20 protein-coding genes are annotated in these 19,220 nt (G+C 75.3%); 10 read left to right on the top strand and 10 right to left on the bottom strand.

The window, feature by feature from the left end:
* The first annotated feature begins 3 nt into the window (after window positions 1-3).
* The 3 genes from meaB (at window position 4) to PHY01_RS02430 (ending at window position 2,683) form a co-directional block, all read left to right on the top strand.
* Window positions 4-999, top strand: coding sequence for a methylmalonyl Co-A mutase-associated GTPase MeaB (gene meaB / locus PHY01_RS02440; protein ID WP_141276530.1), 996 nt, complete (start codon window positions 4-6; stop codon window positions 997-999).
* Between the two features lie 65 nt (window positions 1,000-1,064).
* Window positions 1,065-1,883 carry a metal-dependent hydrolase gene (locus tag PHY01_RS02435; protein ID WP_141276528.1) on the top strand — a complete coding sequence of 273 codons (819 nt, stop codon included), beginning with the start codon at window positions 1,065-1,067 and terminating at the stop codon, window positions 1,881-1,883.
* Window positions 1,880-2,683 (top strand): DUF1932 domain-containing protein, encoded by an 804-nt coding sequence (locus PHY01_RS02430; RefSeq protein WP_141276526.1) that lies wholly within the window; start codon window positions 1,880-1,882, stop codon window positions 2,681-2,683. The genes PHY01_RS02435 and PHY01_RS02430 overlap by 4 nt, the downstream gene beginning before the upstream one ends.
* A 3-nt stretch (window positions 2,684-2,686) precedes the next feature.
* Here PHY01_RS02430 and PHY01_RS26140 read toward each other — a convergent pair whose 3' ends face one another.
* The 3 genes from PHY01_RS26140 to PHY01_RS02420 form a co-directional block, all read right to left on the bottom strand.
* On the bottom strand, window positions 2,687-2,851 hold the full coding sequence (locus PHY01_RS26140) for a hypothetical protein (RefSeq protein WP_170183603.1): 165 nt from the start codon (window positions 2,849-2,851) through the stop codon (window positions 2,687-2,689).
* A 95-nt stretch (window positions 2,852-2,946) separates the two neighbouring features.
* Window positions 2,947-3,732, bottom strand: coding sequence for an SDR family oxidoreductase (locus PHY01_RS02425; protein ID WP_141276525.1), 786 nt, complete (start codon window positions 3,730-3,732; stop codon window positions 2,947-2,949).
* A complete protein-coding gene (locus PHY01_RS02420; RefSeq protein WP_281283581.1) occupies window positions 3,729-5,564 on the bottom strand; it encodes an ABC transporter ATP-binding protein in 1,836 nt (611 codons plus the stop codon). The genes PHY01_RS02425 and PHY01_RS02420 overlap by 4 nt, the downstream gene beginning before the upstream one ends.
* Window positions 5,565-5,642: 78 nt before the next feature.
* Here PHY01_RS02420 and PHY01_RS02415 point away from each other — a divergent pair, with 78 nt between their 5' ends.
* Window positions 5,643-6,053, top strand: coding sequence for a MarR family winged helix-turn-helix transcriptional regulator (locus PHY01_RS02415; RefSeq protein WP_246085640.1), 411 nt, complete (start codon window positions 5,643-5,645; stop codon window positions 6,051-6,053).
* Window positions 6,054-6,173: 120 nt separating this feature from the next.
* On the opposite strand, the gene PHY01_RS02410 is transcribed toward PHY01_RS02415, so the two are convergent.
* From PHY01_RS02410 to PHY01_RS02400, 3 genes are read right to left on the bottom strand one after another with little or no spacing between them, the layout of a single operon-like run.
* Window positions 6,174-6,881, bottom strand: coding sequence for a ferredoxin reductase (locus PHY01_RS02410; protein ID WP_141276524.1), 708 nt, complete (start codon window positions 6,879-6,881; stop codon window positions 6,174-6,176).
* The gene (locus tag PHY01_RS02405; RefSeq protein WP_141276523.1) at window positions 6,881-7,489 is read right to left on the bottom strand and encodes a sulfite oxidase-like oxidoreductase; all 609 of its coding nucleotides are present in this window, start codon (window positions 7,487-7,489) and stop codon (window positions 6,881-6,883) included. Before PHY01_RS02405 ends, PHY01_RS02410 begins: the two co-directional genes overlap by 1 nt.
* 42 nt (window positions 7,490-7,531) lie before the next feature.
* On the bottom strand, window positions 7,532-8,119 hold the full coding sequence (locus tag PHY01_RS02400) for a PadR family transcriptional regulator (protein WP_246085639.1): 588 nt from the start codon (window positions 8,117-8,119) through the stop codon (window positions 7,532-7,534).
* 92 nt (window positions 8,120-8,211) lie between these two features.
* Here PHY01_RS02400 and PHY01_RS02395 point away from each other — a divergent pair, with 92 nt between their 5' ends.
* The 5 genes from PHY01_RS02395 to PHY01_RS02375 are packed head-to-tail and all read left to right on the top strand — an operon-like array spanning window position 8,212 to window position 14,968.
* Window positions 8,212-9,696 carry a class I adenylate-forming enzyme family protein gene (locus PHY01_RS02395; RefSeq protein ID WP_141276521.1) on the top strand — a complete coding sequence of 495 codons (1,485 nt, stop codon included), beginning with the start codon at window positions 8,212-8,214 and terminating at the stop codon, window positions 9,694-9,696.
* The gene (locus PHY01_RS02390; protein ID WP_141276520.1) at window positions 9,689-12,100 is read left to right on the top strand and encodes a xanthine dehydrogenase family protein molybdopterin-binding subunit; all 2,412 of its coding nucleotides are present in this window, start codon (window positions 9,689-9,691) and stop codon (window positions 12,098-12,100) included. Before PHY01_RS02395 ends, PHY01_RS02390 begins: the two co-directional genes overlap by 8 nt.
* A 2-nt stretch (window positions 12,101-12,102) precedes the next feature.
* Window positions 12,103-12,876: an enoyl-CoA hydratase/isomerase family protein gene (locus PHY01_RS02385; protein WP_141276519.1), complete on the top strand. Its 774-nt coding sequence runs from the start codon at window positions 12,103-12,105 to the stop codon at window positions 12,874-12,876.
* Entirely contained in the window at window positions 12,873-13,718 is an 846-nt protein-coding gene (locus PHY01_RS02380; protein ID WP_141276518.1) for an FAD binding domain-containing protein, read from the top strand. The genes PHY01_RS02385 and PHY01_RS02380 overlap by 4 nt, the downstream gene beginning before the upstream one ends.
* Window positions 13,715-14,968 (top strand): 2Fe-2S iron-sulfur cluster-binding protein, encoded by a 1,254-nt coding sequence (locus tag PHY01_RS02375; protein WP_141276517.1) that lies wholly within the window; start codon window positions 13,715-13,717, stop codon window positions 14,966-14,968. The genes PHY01_RS02380 and PHY01_RS02375 overlap by 4 nt, the downstream gene beginning before the upstream one ends.
* Window positions 14,969-15,056: 88 nt before the next feature.
* Here PHY01_RS02375 and PHY01_RS28340 read toward each other — a convergent pair whose 3' ends face one another.
* The 4 genes from PHY01_RS28340 to PHY01_RS02360 form a co-directional block, all read right to left on the bottom strand.
* Window positions 15,057-15,539 carry a hypothetical protein gene (locus PHY01_RS28340; protein ID WP_246085638.1) on the bottom strand — a complete coding sequence of 161 codons (483 nt, stop codon included), beginning with the start codon at window positions 15,537-15,539 and terminating at the stop codon, window positions 15,057-15,059.
* On the bottom strand, window positions 15,506-16,255 hold the full coding sequence (locus PHY01_RS28335; protein ID WP_246085637.1) for an alcohol dehydrogenase catalytic domain-containing protein: 750 nt from the start codon (window positions 16,253-16,255) through the stop codon (window positions 15,506-15,508). Before PHY01_RS28335 ends, PHY01_RS28340 begins: the two co-directional genes overlap by 34 nt.
* Before the next feature lie 228 nt (window positions 16,256-16,483).
* Window positions 16,484-17,410, bottom strand: a complete 927-nt coding sequence (locus PHY01_RS26830) for a hypothetical protein (RefSeq protein ID WP_174824075.1) — start codon at window positions 17,408-17,410, stop codon at window positions 16,484-16,486.
* Window positions 17,407-17,913 (bottom strand): NUDIX hydrolase, encoded by a 507-nt coding sequence (locus PHY01_RS02360; protein ID WP_141276516.1) that lies wholly within the window; start codon window positions 17,911-17,913, stop codon window positions 17,407-17,409. Before PHY01_RS02360 ends, PHY01_RS26830 begins: the two co-directional genes overlap by 4 nt.
* Window positions 17,914-18,024: 111 nt before the next feature.
* Between PHY01_RS02360 and PHY01_RS02355 the strand changes: the two genes are divergently transcribed.
* Window positions 18,025-19,212 carry a calcium-binding protein gene (locus tag PHY01_RS02355; RefSeq protein ID WP_141276515.1) on the top strand — a complete coding sequence of 396 codons (1,188 nt, stop codon included), beginning with the start codon at window positions 18,025-18,027 and terminating at the stop codon, window positions 19,210-19,212.
* Window positions 19,213-19,220: the final 8 nt, after the last annotated feature.

Below are 19,220 nucleotides of genomic sequence, written 5' to 3'. Positions count from 1 at the left end.
CCCGTGGCTGAGCGGCCGCCGGTCGACGTCGACGCGCTCGCGACCGGGGTGCGCGAGGGCTCCCGGTCCCTGCTCGCCCGGGCCATCACGCTGGTCGAGTCGAACCGGCCCGACCACCGCGCCGCCGCCCAGGAGCTGCTGCTGGCGCTGCTGCCGCACAGCGGGGGAGCGGCCCGGGTCGGGATCAGCGGCGTCCCCGGCGTGGGCAAGTCGACGTTCATCGAGTCCCTCGGCACCCGGCTCACCGGGGCCGGGCACCGGGTCGCCGTGCTCGCCGTCGACCCGTCGTCCACGCGCACGCGGGGCTCGATCCTGGGCGACAAGACGCGGATGGCGAAGCTCGCCGTCGACGAGAACGCCTTCGTCCGGCCCTCGCCGAGCGCGGGCACGCTCGGCGGCGTCGCCCGGGCCACGCGGGAGACCATCGTGCTGATGGAGGCCGCGGGCTACGACGCGGTGCTCGTCGAGACCGTCGGGGTGGGCCAGTCCGAGGTCACCGTCGCGGGGATGGTCGACACGTTCCTGCTGCTCACCATCGCGCGCACCGGCGACCAGCTGCAGGGCATCAAGAAGGGCATCCTCGAGCTCGCCGACGTCGTCGCGGTGAACAAGGCCGACGGCTCCCACGAGCGCGACGCGAAGGTGGCCGCCCGCGAGCTGGCGGGGGCGCTGCGGATGATGACGCCCACCCACGAGACCTGGCGGCCGCCCGTGCTGGCCTGCAGCGGGCGGACCGGCGCCGGCATGGACGAGGTGTGGGCGGCGGTCCAGGAGCACCGCGCGACCCTCGACGCCGACGGCGCGCTCGGGCGTCGCCGCGCCGACCAGCAGGTCGAGTGGATGTGGGCGATGGTCCGCGACCAGCTCATGGACCGGCTCCAGGCCGCCGCGAAGGACACGATCGGCGAGCTGGAGTCCGACGTCCGCGGTGGCGACCTGACCCCGACCCTGGCCGCCGCCCGCCTCCTGGACACCCTGGGCCTGCCCCCGAACCCCTGACCCCCGCTCGCCGGTGCGCGGCGCGCCTGCGCGGGGCGGCCCCGTCCGGTGCGTAGCGTCGTCGCGTGCTCGGGGTCAGTCATGCCACGTCCGGTGCCGTCCTGGGACTGGCGGTCGCCGGGTACGGCCCGCTGCTGGTGGGTGTGGAGCCGTCGGCGGGCAGCATCCTCACCTTCGCCGCGGTCTGCGCGGGGGCGGCGCTGCTGCCCGACCTCGACCACCCGTCGTCCACGGCCACCCGGCACTTCACGGCGGCGTCCTTCCTCGCCTCGCGGGTCGTGCGGCCGCTGTCGGGGCTGGTGTACCGCCTCACCCGCGCGCGGCGCGACACCGGGAAGGGCACGCACCGCGGGCTCACCCACACCGTCGCCGGGGCCGTCCTGCTCGGCCTGGGGATCAACCTCGCCTCGGCCACGTGGGGCACCCCGGTGCTGCTGGGGACGCTGTTCGTCTGCCTCGCGCTGGCCATCAAGGGGCTCGACGCGATCGTGCCCGGGCCGCCGTCGCTGGTCGTCGCGGCGGCGCTGACGTTCGCGGTGGAGCAGTACGTGCCCGGCGGGACCGCGGGCACGGCCGGATGGCTGGGCACCGCGGTGACGCTGGGGATGGTCGTGCACTCCGTCGGCGACGCGGTGACCGAGTCCGGGGCGCCGCTGCTGTGGCCGCTGCGGATCCGGCACCGGCGCTGGTACCCCGTCGGCAGCCCCCGCCCGCTGCGCTTCCGCACCGGCGGGAGGGTGGAGGCCTGGCTGGTGGCGCCCGGGCTGACGGTCGCGGTGTTCGTGCTGGCCGCGCTCGTCGTGCCCGGGGTGGCGCCGGTGCTGCTGGAGCTGCGCGACCGGGTGGAGCAGCTCGTCGCGGGTGCGGCGATGATGGGGCCATGACGCTGCCGCCCCGCCCGGTGATCGGGATCCTGCACCCCGGCGTGATGGGTGCCGCCCTCGGCTCGGCGCTCAAGCCCGTGGCCGGGGCCGTGATCTGGGCCGCGGCCGGGCGGAGCGTCCCGACGTCGAAACGCGCGGAGACCGCCGACCTGGTCGGTGTCCCCGACGTCGCCGAGCTGGCCCGCCGCTCGCACGTCATCGTCTCGATCTGCCCGCCGCACGCCGCGCTCGACGTCGCGGGCCAGGTCGCCGACGCCCTCGACGACCGCGCCGACCGCCCGCTCTACGTCGATGCGAACGCGGTGTCGCCGGGCACAGTCGCGCAGATCGCGGGCCGCCTCGGCGCGGAGCACGTCGTCGACGGGGCGATCATCGGGCCGCCGGCGTGGGAGCGGGGGAGCACCGTGCTGTGGCTGGCCGGGGAGCGCGCGGCGGAGGTGGCCGGCCTGTTCGCGCACTCCCCGTTCGACGCCCGCGTGCTCGGCGCCGACCTGGGTGCGGCGAGCGCGCTCAAGGCCTGTTTCGGGCTGCAGAGCAAGGTGATCCCCGCGCTGTGGCTCACCATGGCGCAGGCGGCGCGGGCGCACGGCGTCGAGGACGCGCTGCGCGACGAGCTGGCCCGCGACGGGATCGACTACGGCGCACGGCTCGGTGAGGCGACCGCCCGCTCGGCCGCGAAGGCCTGGCGCTGGGCGGGGGAGATGGAGCAGGCGGGCGACGCCATCGCCGCGGTCGGGCTGCCCGACGGGTTCAGCCGCGCCGCCGCGCAGGTGTACCGGGCGGCGGGCGGGCCGCGGTAGGGCCTACTCGGAGCGGTCGGCGTACTCGTCGGCCGCGCCGACCGGGGCCGTCCACCCGCGGTTGGCCGGTGCGTCGTCGGCGAGGGCGACCGCGGCACCCCCGAGCGCACCGCCGACGGCGAGGACCGCGGCGAGGGCACCGGCCAGGACGTATCGGGTGAGCGGCATGGCCCCAGCTTCCTCAGGGTGCGGCCCGGCGTCAGGTAGGGGGCGAGGATCACCCCCGAAGGTGTGATGTCGGCGTCACCCGGTCGGGACGGCGGTCACGCGGTGAAGCGACGGAACCCGCCCTCGGCGTCGACGACCTGCCCGGTGATCGACCCCGCGTCCGGGGAGAGCAGCAGCGCGACGACGGCCGCGGCCTCGTCGGGCCGGTTCCAGCGCCCGCGGGGCAGGTGGTGGCGGACCTGCTCGGTGAGCTCGGGGGTGGCCCAGCCGGTGTCGGTGGGGCCGGGGTTCACGCAGTTGACGGTGATCCCGCGGGCGACCAGCGCGTCGGACAGCGTCTCGGTGACCGCGGCCAGCGTGGCCTTGGTGGCGGCGTAGGGGATCTCGCGCGACATCGGGCCGCGGTGCGCGCCGGAGGTGAACAGCACGACACGGCCGTCTCCGGGGTGTCCGGGCGTGCCCCGGAACTGCGCGGCGAACGCCTGCACGAGCAGCAGCGACGCCCGCACGTTCACCGCCCACACCGCGTCCAGCATGGTCGCGTCGAGCTCGTCGAGCGTGGCGTCCTGGGAACGGGCGTGGTTGACGACCAGCGCGTCGAGCGGGCCGAACCGGGCCACCGCCGCGTCGACGAGCGCCGCGGGTGCCGCCGGGTCGGTGAAGTCGGCCGCGAGGTGGGCCAGCCGGTCGCCCTCGCCGCCGAGCGCGTCCAGCACGCCCTCGTCGCCGCCCGGGTCGGCGCCCCACGGCTCGCTCGCGTCGTAGGCGCTCCAGGACTGCGCGAACACGCGGTGCCCGTCGGCGAGCAGCCGCCGGGCGATGGCGAAGCCGATGCCGCGACGGCGGCTCACGCCCGTCACGAGGACCGTGCGCTGGGTCATGCCGCCGTTCTATCGGAGTCGGCCCCGCGACCGCGAGCGACTTCGCCCGCCAGCACGGCGTACCGCCCGCCGCGCGCGAGGAGCTCGTCGTGGGTGCCGGACTCGACGACCCGCCCGTGGTCGACCACGGCGATCCGGTCGGCGTCGCGCACCGTCGACAGCCGGTGCGCGATGGTGATCACGGTGCGCCCGTGCGACAGCGCGTCGAACGCGTCCTGCACCGCCCGCTCCGTGGTCGTGTCGAGCGCGGAGGTGGCCTCGTCGAGCACCAGCACGCGCGGGTCGCGCAGCAGGGTGCGGGCGATGGCCAGGCGCTGCTTCTCCCCGCCGGAGAACCGGTGGCCGCGGGAGCCGACCACCGTGTCGTAGCCCTCGGGCAGGGCGGCGATCAGGTCGTGCACCTGCGCGGCGCGGGCCGCGGCCTCGATCTCGGCGTCGGTGGCGTCGGGCCGGGCGTAGCGCAGGTTCTCCCGGACGGTGGTGTGCAGCAGGTAGGTCTCCTGGCTCACCACGCCGACTACGGCGGCGAGGTCGGTGAGCCGCAGGTCGCGCACGTCGATCCCGTCGATGGTGACGCGGCCGGCGTCGGGGTCGTAGAGGCGGGCGACGAGCGCGGCCAGGGTGGACTTGCCCGAGCCGGTGGCGCCGACCAGTGCCAGCGTGGAACCGGCCGGGACGTCGAGGGTGACGCCGGCGACGGCGGCGGTGTCGGCGCCGGGGTAGGCGAACGTGACGTCCTCGAGGCGGACGTGCCCGCGGACCCGCGCCGGGTCGACCGCCACCGGGTCGGCCGGGTCGTCGACCTCGACGGGCAGGTCCAGGTACTCGAAGATCCGGGCGAACAGGGCGAGCGAGCTGACCAGCGAGACCCCGACGCTCATCAGGCCCAGCAGCGGCCGGAACAGCCCCGCCTGCAGGGCGGTGAACGCGACGAGCGTGCCGATCGTCAGGCTGTTCGTGAACCCGGCGCCGAGGTAGATCAGGGCCGGCACGGCGGCGAACACGACGCCGGTGGACGCCATCCGCCAGCGCCCGGCGAGCTGGCTGCGCAGCTCGAGGTCGACCAGGCGCTCCGAGGAGGCGGTGAAGCGCCCGACCAGCGCCGGGCCCGCGCCCATCGTCCGCGAGAGCTGGATGCCGCTGATCGACAGGCCCTCCTCGACGGTGACGTTGAGGTCGGCGAGCTCGCGCTGCTGGCGCGCGGTGATCGCGCGGCGCATCTGCGCGACCCGGCGGGTCAGGTAGACCGCGGGCGGCAGCACGACCAGCGAGACCAGCGACAGCTGCCAGGACAGCACGGCCATCGCGACGGCCGTGGCGACCGCGGTGGTCAGGTTGGAGGCGACGGAGGTGGCCGTGGAGGTGACGACGGTCTGCATGCCGCCGATGTCGTGGGTGATGCGCGACTGCACCTCGCCGGTGCGGGTCCGGGTGAAGAACGCGATCGACTGGCGCTGCAGGTGCGCGAACACGTCGGTGCGCAGCCGGTGCATGACCTGCTGGCCGACCGAGGTGGCGATCCAGGTCTGGACGACGCCCAGCGCGGCGGTGACCGCGGCGACGGCGACCATCCCGCCCGCGAGCCAGGCCAGCAGCGGGATGTCGCGCTGCGGGAGGGCGGTGTCGATGACCGCGCGGAGCAGGAACGGCGAGGCCAGGGCGACCACCGACGACGCTACGATGATCAGGGTGACGATCGTGAGCGCCCGGCGGTGCGGCGCGAACAGGCGGCCGATGCGGCGCAGCGAGACCTCACGGGCCTGGGCGCGGTCGGTGGCGGTGACGGTGTCGCGCCCGGCGCGACGGGAGACCTTCTCGATGTCGGCTTCCACGCAGGTGCCCCTCTCCTCGGATTACTGAGGTAACCTCACTGTGAGGCTGCAACGCACCGGCTGTCTAGTCTGTTCCCCGTGGACGACTACTCCCTCGCCGACGGCTTCCGGGCCGTGGCGCGCCGGATGCGCGAGGCGGCCCGCCAGGCGCTGGCCCCCTGGGACGTCACGCCCGCGCAGGCCCGGGCGCTGGGCACCCTGCTGCGGGCCGGGCCGCTGCGCCTGGGCGATCTGGCCGAGGCCCTGCGGATCGCCCCCCGGTCGGCCACCGAGGTCGTCGACGCGCTGGAGGGCCGCGGCCTCGTGGAGCGCGCCCCGGACCCGGCCGACCGCCGCGCCACGCTCGTCGCGCCGACGCCACGCGGTGCGGAGGTGGGCACGGCGATCCGCGCCGCCCGGGCGGCGGAGGCCGAGGGCATGTTCCGCGACCTGTCCGAGACCGACCGCGCCCACCTGGCCCGGATCCTGCGCACCCTGGCGCCACCCTGACCGCCCCACCCGCCCCCGCCCCCGTTGCAGTGGGGTGGCTTCACTGCAACCAGGTCGGAGTGAAGCCACCCCACTGCAACGGCGGGGCGGGGGCGGGGCTGGGAGGGCGCCGGGGGCGGGTCAGCCGCTGGGGCCGAAGCGTTCCGTGCGGATCGACCCCACCGGGACGCCGGCCTCGACCAGCAGGTCGGTGGCCGCGTCGCAGAAGCCGGGGGAGCCGCACACGAAGACGTCCTCCCCGCCGCGGACCAGGGGGGTGAGGTCGTCGACGGTGAGCCGGCCGCGCCCGGTCCTGGTCAGGACGACGGTCGTCTGCGGGCCGGGCAGCTCGTCGGCGTAGTACAGGTCCGCGGCGGTGCGGGCGGAGACGACGACGCGCAGCAGGTCGGCGGTGCCCGTCGACCGGGCCTGGCGCAGCATCGACATCAGCGGCACCACCCCCGACCCCCCGCCCACCAGCAGCGCCGGGGTGTCGCCGGGCCACACGAAGTACCCGCCGATCGGGCCGCGCACCTCCAGCTCGTCGCCCGGCTCGACGACGCCGTGCAGGTAGCCCGACACCTCGCCGTCCTCGAGCTCCTCGACGGTCAGCTCGATCTCCCCGGTGTCGTCCGGGGCGGAGGCCACCGAGTAGGAGCGCTGCGCGGTGTAGCCGTCGGGGGCGGTGAGCCGCACGACGTAGTGCTGTCCGGCGAGGTGCCGGCGCGGCTCGGGCAGGGCCAGGCGCAGCGTCCGGGCGCGCGGCGTCTCGTCGCGCAGGGCGAGCACGCGGGCGGGCTGCCAGCGCAGGGTGCGGCGGTGGGTGGTGCCGCCGGGGGTCGGCGTCATCAGTCGCCCTGGTAGCGCTGCTCGGTCCACGGGTCGCCGCGGTCGTGGTAGCCGTTGCGCTCCCAGAAGCCCGGCTCGTCGTGGTCGAGCAGGCGCAGCCCGGAGACCCACTTCGCGCTCTTCCAGAAGTACAGGTGCGGCACGAGCAGCCGGGCGGGGCCGCCGTGCTCGCGGGTCAGCGGCCGGCCGTCGACGTCCCACACCACCCACGCCTTCCCGCCGGTGACGTCGGCGAGCGGCAGGTTGGTGGTGTAGCCGGTGTGCGCGACGCCGATCACGTGGGTGGCGGTCGGGAGCACCCCGGCGGCGTCGAGCAGCGTGTCGACCGAGACGCCGTCGAAGCGCATGCCGAACTTCGACCAGGTCGTCACGCAGTGGATGTCGCCCTCGTACCGCGCCGGGGGCAGGGCGTGGATCTCGTCCCAGGTCCAGGTCGTCTCGCGCTCGACGAGGCCCTCGACGGTGAAGGTCCAGCGGGCGGTGTCCAGGCGCGGCGTGGCCTCGGCGTTGAGCACCGGCCACTCGTCACGCGCGTCGTACTGTCCCGGCGGCAGCCGCGGATCGCGCTCGCGCCGCCGTCCGAAGAAGCCCCGCGTCGCACCGGCCATGTCGCTCCCCCATCCTGCAGCGGGCCCAGGTCCGCGTCGGTCTCATGCCGGCCGGGTGCGGCCGCCCGCCCGATCCTGCCGCTCGCGGCGCAGCGCGTCGAGGTCGCCCGCGGCGAGCGCGCGCCAGAAGCGCAGGGCGGCGTGCTCCATCTCCAGGCCCAGCTCGAGGGTGATCATGCGGGGCCGCGCCGTGGGTTCGGCCCCGAAGCGGGCGACCATGTCCTCGTACACCGCGATCCGCTTCTCGTGCTGGGCGCACTGCTCGGCGGCCAGCGCGGTGACGTTGCCCGGCTCGCCGACCTCGTTGAAGAACAGCTTGAGCTCGGCGACGTCGCGCATCTGGAAGTGCTCGTGGGTGGGGGCGGCGAGCCAGTCCCGCAGGGCGTCGTGGCCCGGCCCGGTGAGCGAGTAGGTCTTGCGGCGCCGCCCCGAGTCCTCCACCGACAGCGCGAGCAGGCCGAGCTCGGCGAGCCGGTCGGGTTCGGAGTAGAGCTGCGCGTGCGGGAAGTGCCAGAAGTAGCCGACGGAGTGCCCGACGGCGCGCTTGAGGTCGTACGGCGTGGACGGCCCGCGCAGCGCGATCATGCCCAGCACCACGTAGGAGGTGGTGGACAGCCGGACGTCGGACACGGTGACGATCGTAACCGTCCGGGTGGGACGGTCCGGGGTTGCGTATCTGTTCATCCGCCCAGTACCGTCCGGTCCAGACTATGGAGGTGGCGATGGATCTGGCGACGACGCTGCGTTGGGCCGCCGAGCGCTACCCGCACCGGCGGGCGGTCGGCGGGTCCGGACGGCAGCTCACGTTCGCCGAGTGGGACGCCCGCACGACCCGCCTCGCCCGTGCGCTGGCCGGTGCCGGGGTGCGGCCGGGTGACCGCGTCGCCCTGGGCCTGACCGGCGGCGAGCCGCTGGCCAGCCTGCACCTCGCCGCGCAGAAGCTCGGGGCCGTCTCCGTGCCGCTGTCCACCCGGTTCTCGCCCGACGAGCTGCGCTACTGCGTCGAGGACGCCGGCGCGGCGCTGGTCGTGGCCGACGAGGCCAACGCGGGCCGGTTCGCCGGCACGCCGCTCCCCGTGGCCGACCTCGACGCCCGGGCGGAGGCCGAGTCCGACTCCCCGCTGCCCCGGGCCCCCGGCGAGGACGCGCTGAGCGTCCTGCTCTACACCTCCGGCACCACCGGTCGGCCCAAGGGCGTGCCGCGCACCCACCGCGCCGAGCACGCCGCCGCGGTCGCCCACGCGGTCCAGACCCAGCAGCGCAACGGCGAGGTGGTGCTCGGCGTGATGCCGATGTTCCACACGATGGGCCTGCGCACGCTGCTGACCAGCATCGTCGTCGGCGGGACGTGGGTCGGCCAGCCCGCCTTCGACGCCGCGGAGTCCCTGGACCTGATCGCGCGGGAGGGCGTCAGCTCGCTCTACCTCGTGCCGACGATCTACTGGTCGCTGCTGCGGGAGGGGCTGTCCCACGGCCCGGACCGGCTGGCCTACGCCGGTGCGGCGATGACGCCCGCGCTGGCCGAGGAGCTCGTGGACGCGCTCGCGCCGGTGTCGTTCGTCAACCACTTCGGGAGCACCGAGATCTACACGTTCACCATCGGGCCCGACGTGGCGGCGAAGCCGGGTTCGGCGGGCCGGGCCGGGATGTTCTCCCGGGTGCGGCTGGTGGCGCCCGAGGTCGGTGCGCCGGTCGACGCGGTCGTGGCGCCGGGGGAGCAGGGCCAGGTGCTGGTCTCGATGGACAGCCCCGAGGCCTTCGCGGGCTACTGGAACCGCCCGGACGCCGACGAGCGGTCGATCGGCGACGGCTGGTACCGCACCGGCGACCTCGCCACGGCCGACCCCGACGGTGACCTGTGGGTCTCCGGCCGGGTCGACGACATGATCAACTCCGGTGGGGAGAACCTCTACCCCGACGAGATCGAGGCCGCGCTCATCCGCTGCCCGGAGATCGACGACGTGTGCGTGGTCGGCCTGCCCGACGAGCGGTGGGGCCAGGCCGTCACGGCGTTCGTCGTGCCCCGGCCGGGCACCGCCCCGCAGGAGGCCGCCGAGCGGGCGATGGCCTACGCCCGGGACGTGCTGCCCTCGCTCAAGCGCCCGAAGCGGGTGATCGCGGTGGCCGCGATCCCGCGCAGCGGCGTCGGCAAGACGCTGCGTCGCACCCTGGTGGCCGGCGACTTCGAGGAGCAGGCGCGTGTCTGAGACACAGCAGAGGTGGACCCCCAGCCGCATCGAGGACCTCGCGCTCGTCACGGGGCAGGGGCGGTTCCTCGACGACCAGGACCCGCTGCCGGGCACCCTGCACGCGGCCGTCGTGCGCTCGACGCAGCCGCACGCCCGGATCCGGTCGGTCGACCTGTCCCGTGCCCGCGCGCACCCCGGCGTCGCCGCGGTGATCGGCCCCGACGAGGTGCGCGCCGGGCTCAAGCCCTTCCCGCTGTCCACCGGTGCGCCGATGCACTACTACCCGACGGCCGTCGACGTGGTGCGGTTCGTCGGCGAGCCGATCGCCGTGGTCGTGGCCTCGGACCGCTACGTCGCCGAGGACGCCGCCGAGCTCGTCGAGGTCGACTACGAGCCGCGCGGCGTGGTGGTCGGGGCCCGGGCGGCGCTGGCCGAGGACGCGCCGCTGCTGCACGAGGCGGCCGGCACGAACGTCGCCACCGACCGCTCGTTCTCCTTCGGGCCCGTCGAGCAGGCCTTCGCCGAGGCCGACCACGTCGTCGAGGGCGAGTACGACTTCCCGCGCTACTCCTCGGTGCCGATGGAGTGCTACTCGGTCATCGCCGATTACCGCGAGGGCAGTGTCGATGCCTCCGGGGCCGGCGGGCCCGGTGTCGAAGCCTGGGCCAACTTCCACGGCCCGTTCACCATGGTGCCGGTGATGGCGGGCGCGCTGGGCCTGCCCACCTCGGCGGTGCGGCTGCACGTGCCCGCCGACATCGGCGGCAGCTTCGGCATCAAGGCCGGCATCTACCCCTACGTGGTGTTGATGGCCCTGGCCAGCAAGCACTCCGGCACGCCGGTGCGCTGGACCGAGGACCGCGTCGAGCACCTGCTGGCGTCCTCCTCGGGGGCCGACCGGGTGATGCGGTTCGCCGCCGCGGTGAGCGCCGCGGGCGAGATCACCGCGCTGCGCACCGACCTGGTCGACAACGTCGGCGCCTACCTGCGCCCGCCCGAGCCGTCCACGCTCTACCGCTGCTTCGGCAACATCACCGGCCCGTACCGGATCGGCGCGGTCGAGATCCGGGCGCGCGCCGTCGTCACCAACTCCATGCCCACCGGGCTCAACCGGGGCTTCGGCGGCCAGCAGCTCTACTTCGGGCTGGAGCGGCTGATGGACGCCGTCGCCGCGGCCACCGGGCTCGACCCGATCGAGGTCCGCAGGCGCAACCTCGTCGACGCCTTCCCGTACGAGACGCCCACCGGCGGCGTCTACGACTCGGGGGACTACGCCGCCGCCGTCGCGCTGGCGGTGAAGAACGCCGACCTCGACGAGCTGCGCGCGCGTCAGGCCGCCGCCCGCGCGGAGGGTGCCCACTACGGCATCGGCGTCGCGCTGGTGGTCGACCCGTCGGGCACCAACATCGGCTACGTCGGCCTGGCCACCCCGTCCGAGCAGCGCAAACCGGGCCGCGACAAGTCCGGGTCCACCGAGCACGTGCGGATCTCGGTCGACGTGCAGGGCGTCGTCACGGTCCTGCTCGGGACGGTGCCGCAGGGGCAGGGGCACGCCACCGTCGCCCGCAAGGTCGCGGCGGACCGCCTCGGCCTGCCGGTGGAGCAGGTGCGCGTCGTCGTCGACATGGACACCTCGACCACGCCGTGGACGGTCACCTCCGGCAGCTACTCCTCGCGCTTCGCCCCGCTGGGCACGAGCGCGGTGGTGGCGGCCGCCGACACGATCGCGGCCACCGTCCGGGCCGCCGCGGCCGTCGCGCTGGAGGTCCCCGCCGACGAGCTCACGCTGCGGGACGGGGCGGTCGTGCACCCGTCCGGGGTGTCGATGCTGTTCCGGCACGCCGCCGGGGTCGTGCACTGGGACCCCACGTCGCTGCCCGCGGACGTGCCCGCCCGGCTCTACGCCGAGGCCGAGTTCAGCCCGCGCGAGACCGGCGCCGCCACCCGCGACGACCGGATCAACTCCTCGCTCTGCTACGGGTTCGTCGCCGAGATCGTCGCGGTGCGCATCGACCCGGAGACCCTGCAGATCACGATCGACCGGGTGTCCTCGGTGCACGACGCCGGCACCGTGCTCGACCAGCGGCTCCTCGACGGCCAGGTGCACGGCGCGCTCGCCCACGCCCTCGGCGGCGCGATGTACGAGGAGTTCACCCACGCCGCCTCCGGGCAGCCGACGTCGGCCACGTTCCTGGACTACCTGTGCCCCACCAGCGCCGAGACCGGCTTCGAGCTGCGCAGCGACCACGTCGTCACGCCGTCGCCGCTCACCCCGCTCGGGGCCAAGGGCTGCGGGGAGGGCTCGTCGATGAGCTTCCCCGTGGCCTTCGCCAACGCCGTGGCGGACGCGCTGCCCGGCATCGCGATCACCAAGCTCCCGCTGCACGGCGAGGTGCTGCACCAGTTGATGGAGGAGAACTAGCAATGGCACTCACCGGTGGCGACGTCCTGCTGGAGAAGAAGGGCCCGGTCGCGTACCTCACGCTCTCGCACGGGAAGTACACCGTGGTGACCTGGGAGATGCGCCAGCTCGTGGCCGACCGGTTCGCCGAGATCGACGCCGACCCGGGCATCCGCGTGGTCGTCGTGCGGTCCGACGGGGAGCACTTCACCAGCGGTGGCGACATCGCCGGGTTCATGGAGGTCGACCCCATGGACTTCACCGACCTCGGCCACAACGTCACCGCCCCGGCCCGCAGCGCCAAGCCGGTGATCGCCGCGATCGACGGCTACTGCTTCGGCGTCGGCTGTGAGATGGCGCTGGCCTGCGACATCCGGCTCGGCACCCCGCGCACGCAGTTCGCGCTGCCGGAGATGAACCTCGGCATGATCCCCGGCTCCGGCGGCACCCAGCGCCTGGCCCGGCTGATCGGGCTCTCGCGGGCGAAGTTCCACATCATGACCGCCACCCGCATCCAGGCCCGGCAGGCGCTGGACTGGGGCATCCTCGCCGAGCTGCACGACGACCGCGACGCCCTGAACGCCGCGGCCGACGCCCTCGCCGAGAAGATGGCCGCCTTCTCGCCGATCGCCCAGCGCACCGCCAAGGAGGTGCTGGACAAGGGGATCGACGGTCCGCTCTACACCGGCATCGACCTGGAGCGGAAGGCCTACGCCATGCTGCGCTCCACCCACGACTTCGCCGAGGGCGTCGCGGCGTTCGGCGAGAAGCGGAAGCCGGAGTTCACGGGCCGATGAAGGCCGCCCCGTTCGCCTACGTCCGGCCCGGTTCGCTGGACGACGTCCTCGCCGAGCTCGCCGGGGGCGACGGGAAGGTGCTCGCCGGCGGCCAGTCGCTGGTCCCGGTGCTGGCCATGCGGCTGGGCCGGCCCGCGACGCTCGTCGACATCGGGTCGGTCGCGTCCCTCGGTGACCTGGCGGTGACCGACGAGGTGCTGCGAGTCGGCGCCACCGTCCGTCAGCGCCGCCTGGAACGCTCCGCCGAGGCCGCCGCCGTCCCGCTGATCGGGATGGCGATGCCCTTCGTCGGGCACCGGGAGCTGCGCAGCCGCGGCACCGTCTGCGGCAGCCTCGCCCACGCCGACCCGGCCGCGGAGCTGCCGGCCGTGGCGGCCTGCCTGGAGGCGACGATCGAGGTCGCCGGTCCCGACGGTCGCCGCCGCGTGCCCGCCGGGGCGTTCTTCGTCGGCGCGATGACGACCGGGGCGTCGGCACAGGAGGTCGTCACCGCCGTCGAGTTCCCGGTCGCGCGGCCGGGGGAGGGCCACGGCTTCGGCGAGATCGCCCGCCGGCACGGCGACTTCGCGCTCGCCGGCGTCGTCACCCGGGTCCGGGTCGGCGACGACGGCGCGGTGCTCGACGCCCGCCTCACCGGGTTCGGCGTCTCCGACACGCCCGTGACCCGCGACGTCACGTCCATCGTCGACGACGGTGACGCGCTGGCCGACCTGGCGCGCGAGGTCGTCGACACCGGCGGTGACTCGCACGGTTCCACCGGGTACCGCCGCCGCCTGTTCCGGGTGCTGGCCGCCCGAGAGCTGGCGCGCGCACTGCGCGCCGCGCGGAAGGAGCGCACATGACCACCCACCGCACCGCGGAGCCGGCACCCGCCGAGGGCGCCGCGGCGCCGACCTGCGCCCCGGCGAGGGGGCGGGTCGGTGCGCACGACGTCGTCGAGGTGGAGATGACCGTCAACGGCTCGGCGGTCACCTTCCGGGTGCCGCCGCGGATGCACCTCGCCGACGCCCTGCGCGAGCAGTCGGGCCTCACCGGCACCCACCTGGGCTGCGAGCACGGCGTCTGCGGGATGTGCACGGTCCTCGTCGACGGCGAGGCCGCACGGGCGTGCCTGCTGCTCGCCGTGCAGTGCGAGGGTGCCGAGGTCGTCACCGTGGAAGGGCTGGGCTCGGCCGAGGAGCAGCACCCGCTGCAGGAGGCGTTCTCCCACCACCACGGGCTGCAGTGCGGGTTCTGCACCCCCGGGATGCTGATGAGCAGCTACGACCTGCTCGCCAACTCACCCGACCGGGCCGGCGACGACGAGCTGCCCGAGCAGATGTCGGGCGTGCTGTGCCGCTGCACCGGCTACCGCGGCATCCTGGCCGCGGTGTCCGACGTCCACGCGACCCATCCCGACGGGGTCCCCGGACCGCGCAACTGCGCCGCGCGCACCCTGGTGGGCCGGGGCAGCGGGTCCGCTCCGGCCGGGCCGCCGACCGCCCAACCCGACTCCACCGCAGCACCGGTCGCCGAGGACGTCACGATCCCGACGGGCGCACCGACGGTCACCGTGACGCTGGCCAGCGCGCTGGCGGCACCGGTCGACGCCGTCGCCGCCGTCGTCTCCGACGTCGAGCGCCTGGTGGCCTGCCTGCCCGGCGCCGAGCTCACCGAGACGCTGCCCGGCGACCGCTACCGCGGCCGTGCGGGCGCCGCGCTGGGGCCGGTGAAGCTGTCGTTCGAGGGGCTCGCGCGTGTCGTCGAGCGGGACCCGCAGGGCCGCGGTCTGCGCCTGGTGGGCCAGGGCCGCGACACCGGGGGCAGCGCCACCAGCGCCGACATCCGGCTGCACGCCGAGCCCGACCCCGGCGGCGGCACCGTCCTGCGGGCCGAGGCCGACCTGTTCCTGTCCGGCCGCATCGCCCAGTTCGGCCGCGCGCTCGCCGGGGACGTCAGCAGGCGGCTGTTCGAGCAGTTCGCCGCCGCGGTGGACGAGAGCGCCCGGACCGGCACGGCACCGACGGCGGCGCCGGTCGGCGGGGTGCGCCTCGCCCTGCGCGCGGTCCGGGACGCGATCCGGGGCGCGCTGCGCAGGCTGCGGCGCGGGTGACCGGGCGCCCCGGCGGGACGAGGGCCCGGGCATCCCGGACCCGTGCCCGCGGAGGGGCGCCCGGGCGCCCGCTCCGCGCACACCCCGGTCAGGCGACCATGCCGTGCGGGTCGATCACGAACTTGCGGGCCGCGCCGCCGTCGAAGTCCCGGTAGCCCCGGGGGGCGTCGTCCAGGCTGATCGTGGTGGCGTTGACGGCCTTCGCGATCTGCGCCCGGCCGGACAGGATCGCGTTCATGAGCTTGCGGTTGTACCGCTTCACCGGGCACTGGCCCGTCGTGAACGTGTGCGACTTCGCCCAGCCCAGCCCGATCCGCACGCCGAGCTGACCGATCTTGGCGTTCTCGTCGATGCCGCCCGGGTCACCGGTCACGTACAGGCCCGGGATGCCCAGGGAGGCCCCGACGCGCGTGATCGTCATGACGTCGTTGAGCACCGTCGCGGGAGCCTCCCCCGCGTCCGCCCCGTGCCCCCGCGCCTCGAAGCCCACCGCGTCCACGGCGGCGTCCACCTCGGGCTCGCCGAGCACCTGCTCGATCAGCTCGCCCAGCCCGGCGTCCTGGGCTCGCACCCGAAGCTGCGGGCCTGCTCCAGCCGTTCCGGGATCATGTCCCCGACCAGCACGGCCGAGGCGCCCAGCAGCTGCGCGGAGTGAGCGGCGGCCAGCCCCACCGGCCCGGCGCCCGCGACGTACACCGTCGACCCGGTCGTGACTCCTGCGGTGAACGCGCCGTGGTACCCGGTCGGGAAGATGTCCGACAGCATGGTCAGGTCGAGGATCTTCTCCAGCGCCTGGTCGCGGTCGGGGAACTTCAGCAGGTTGAAGTCGGCGTAGGGCACCATGACGTACTCGGCCTGGCCGCCGACCCAGCCGCCCATGTCGACGTAGCCGTAGGCGGCACCCGGCCGGGCCGGGTTGACGTGGAGGCAGACGCCGGTCTTGCCCTCGTCGCACATGCGGCAACGGCCACAGGCGATGTTGAACGGCACCGAGCAGATGTCGCCGCGCTTGACGAACAGCACGTCGTCGCCGGTCTCCACCACCTCACCGGTGATCTCGTGGCCGAGGGTCTGGCCGACCGGTGCGGTCGTGCGGCCGCGCACCATGTGCTGATCGGAGCCGCAGATGTTGGTCGTGACGATGCGCAGGACGGCCCCGTGCGGCGCCTCCTGCTTGATGGACAGTCCCTTGACGACGTCGGCCGGCAGCTCCAGGCGCGGGTACTCGATCTCCTCGACGGCGACCTGGCCGGGACCCTTGTAGACGACGACCCGGTTGTCGGACATGCGTGCCTCCCCGTGGGCTGTGCGGTGCACCGCGGTCGCGGTGCCTCGCCCCCCGGGTACGGGGGCGATGTCCGGGCCGCTGTTCGGGGGCGGGTCGGGGGCGGCGTTGCCGACCCTAGGGGCGTGCCGCGGGGCCCGAAAGCGCCGATCGGCCCACGCGGCACCGGCGGAACGGGGCAACCGGTGAGGACGCCGGTCCGGCCGGGCGCGACGTCGGTGGCGGCCCGGTCAGCGGCGCCGGGCGCCCAGCCATCCGAGCAGGGCGGCGAGCACGTCCTCGGCCACCGCGCCGGGCAGGTCGGAACCGAACCGGCGCGCCGCGGCGGCGCGGGTCCGGACCCCGAGCACCGCCGCGCCCAGCGCCGCGCCGAGGCCGACCACCCCGGCGAGCGTGGCGTCGTCCCCGTCGCGGCGGGCGACCGCGGCGGCCGAGCCCGCCCCGAGCGCGGCCCGGGGCAGCAGGCCGGGCGGTGCGGTCCGGCTCGGCGTCGACGGCAGCTTGTCCGCCACGGCCTCGCCCGCCGACAGCACCCCGGCGAGCACCCCGGCACCGCGCCCGCCGGCCCGCCCGGCCACGCCCCGGTCGGCCCGCGAGGAGGTGAACGCCACGGCCGCCGCGCCCGCGGTGCTGCGCGACCCCGAGGCCGCCCCCAGCGCCGCGGCCCGCAGCAGCGTGGCCGCCCGGGGCGGTGGCCCCGGGTCGGGCAGCGCGGCCACCAGCGCGGCGTGCGTCGTCATGCCGTACACCAGGTGCGGGACGGCGTCGGTCACCCAGTCCTGCGCGGTCCAGCGCCGCGGGTCGGAGACGCCCAGCAGCGCGATCGGGCCGTCGCTCGCCACCATCGCGGCGAGCCCGAGCAGCGGGCCGCCCACGGCCGTCGGCAGGCGCAGCCCGGCCGCGCGCAGGGCGCCGGCGGCCGCCCCCACACCGACGCCGGTGGCCGCGCCCGCGAGCGGCGCGAGCGCGGCGAGGCGCCGCTCGGTCACCTCGACGCCCGCACGGTCGGCCAGCGCGGCCACGACCTGCTCGGGGGCGTCGGAGGTGGGCCGCCCGCGCACGGCCACGTCGAGGGTGGTGACGGCGTTCAGCGCGGTGGTGCCGGCGGCGCCGGCCGCGACCCCGCGCAGCAGGCCGCTCCAGGGGGAAGGGGTCATGGGGTGGCGGTACCCCGGCCGCGGGGTGCCGAACCGGACGCGGCCAGCAGGGAGTCGAGACGGTCGACGAACTCGACCTGCGCGGCCACCAGCTTCCGGCGGGCGGTGTCGAGGTCGAACCAGGCGACCCGGTCGATCTCCGGGAACGCCTGCACGGTGCCCGACCGCGGCGGCCACTCCAGGTCGAACGTCCCCGGCTGGATGTGCGCGGGGTCGAAATCGCCCGGGCGGGCGAACACCGTGATCTGCTTTCGCCCGCCGCGCTGGGACACCGTCCCGAGCTCCTGCGAGTCACCCGCCGGCGGGCGGTGCCCCAGCTCCTCGGTGAACTCCCGTTCCGCCGCGGCGCGCGCGTCCTCGTCGGCCTCGTGCTCGCCCTTGGGGATGGACCAGGCGCCGTCGTCCTTGCGGGCCCAGTACGGCCCGCCCATATGCCCGAGCAGCACCTCGACCCCGTCGGGGGCGGCCCGGTAGAGGAGCAGTCCCGCGCTCAGTACGGCCACCGCCCCATCGTCTCAGCGCGGCGGACGCAGTGCTTACCGGGTGCACACCGACCGCGGACGAACCGCGTACATCCCTCGACCGGGTGACCGCCTGCGTCGAGGGTGAGCGGCATGAACCTCACCCGAGTACTCCGGGTCGGCGCGGTGACCTCCGCCCTGACCCTCGCGACCGCCCTCGGCACCGTCGGCACCGCGCACGCCCAGAGCGCCAACAGCCTGACCAGCTGCGACGGCCGGTCCACCACCGTGGCCCAGCCGTTGTTCGGCAGCACCGTCACCGGTACCGCGGGCCCCGACGTCCTCTCCGGCACCCGTTCGGGACTGGGCGGGGCGCGGGCGAACAATACGATCAACGCGCTGGCCGGCGACGATCGCGCCTGCGGCCTGGACGGCGACGACACCATCCACGGCGGCGACGGCGCCGACCGGCTCTTCGGCGACGACGGCACCGACACGCTCTACGGCGGTTTGGGCGACGACGTCCTGAACAGCGGGTTCGGTGGTGGTGACCGCCTGTACGGGGAGGACGGCGACGACCGACTGACGATCATCTCCGGCGGGATCCTCTCCGGCGGGCCCGGTGCCGACGTCCTCGACGGCGGCGAGTCGCAGTCGACCGTGGACGGCGGCGACGGGCCCGACACCATCACCAGCAACGGCACGCTGAACGGCGGCGCGGGGCCCGACAGCCTCACCGGGAACGGCACCCTGGACGGTGACGCGGGTGCGGACGTACTGGTGGGTGCAGGCACGCTGCGCGGTGGCCCCGACGACGACCGCGTCACCGCCACACTGGTCTCCGACGTCCAGGGCGGCGACGGCGCCGACGTCCTGACCGGCAGCGCGGGGCCGGACCGCACCCGGGCCGACTACATGCCGCCCGGCGGTGGTGATCGGGCCGAGACCGGTGACCCGGAGGCCGCGACGGCGGCCACCGGCCCCGCCTCCGACGGCGGTTTCACCATCGTCACGCCGCTCGGGCTCTCCGGCGGCGACGGTGCCGACGTGATCGACGGCGGCGCCGGCGAGGACGAGATCCGCGGTGGTGCCGGGAACGACGTCCTGCGCGGCGGCGACGGCGACGACGACCGGGTACAGCTCTTCACCGGACTGGCGTCCCCCGTCGACGGCTACCCGGCCGGCTCGCTCACCGGCGGGATCTTCGGCGAGGCGGGCGACGACCGGCTCGAGGGCGGCGCGGGCGTCGACCACCTCGACGGCGGCGACGGGTTCGACACCTGCGTCGGCACGGTCGGCGTGGACACGTTCCTCGGCTGCGAGGTGATCGTCGAGGGGTGATCGGCCGA

Origin of the sequence: Pseudonocardia hydrocarbonoxydans (assembly GCF_006539565.1) — a bacterium.
In the GTDB taxonomy this organism is placed as follows: domain Bacteria; phylum Actinomycetota; class Actinomycetes; order Mycobacteriales; family Pseudonocardiaceae; genus Pseudonocardia; species Pseudonocardia hydrocarbonoxydans.
The sequence above is the reverse complement of the archived record's forward strand: the minus strand, read 5'-3'. Positions and strand labels throughout refer to the sequence as shown.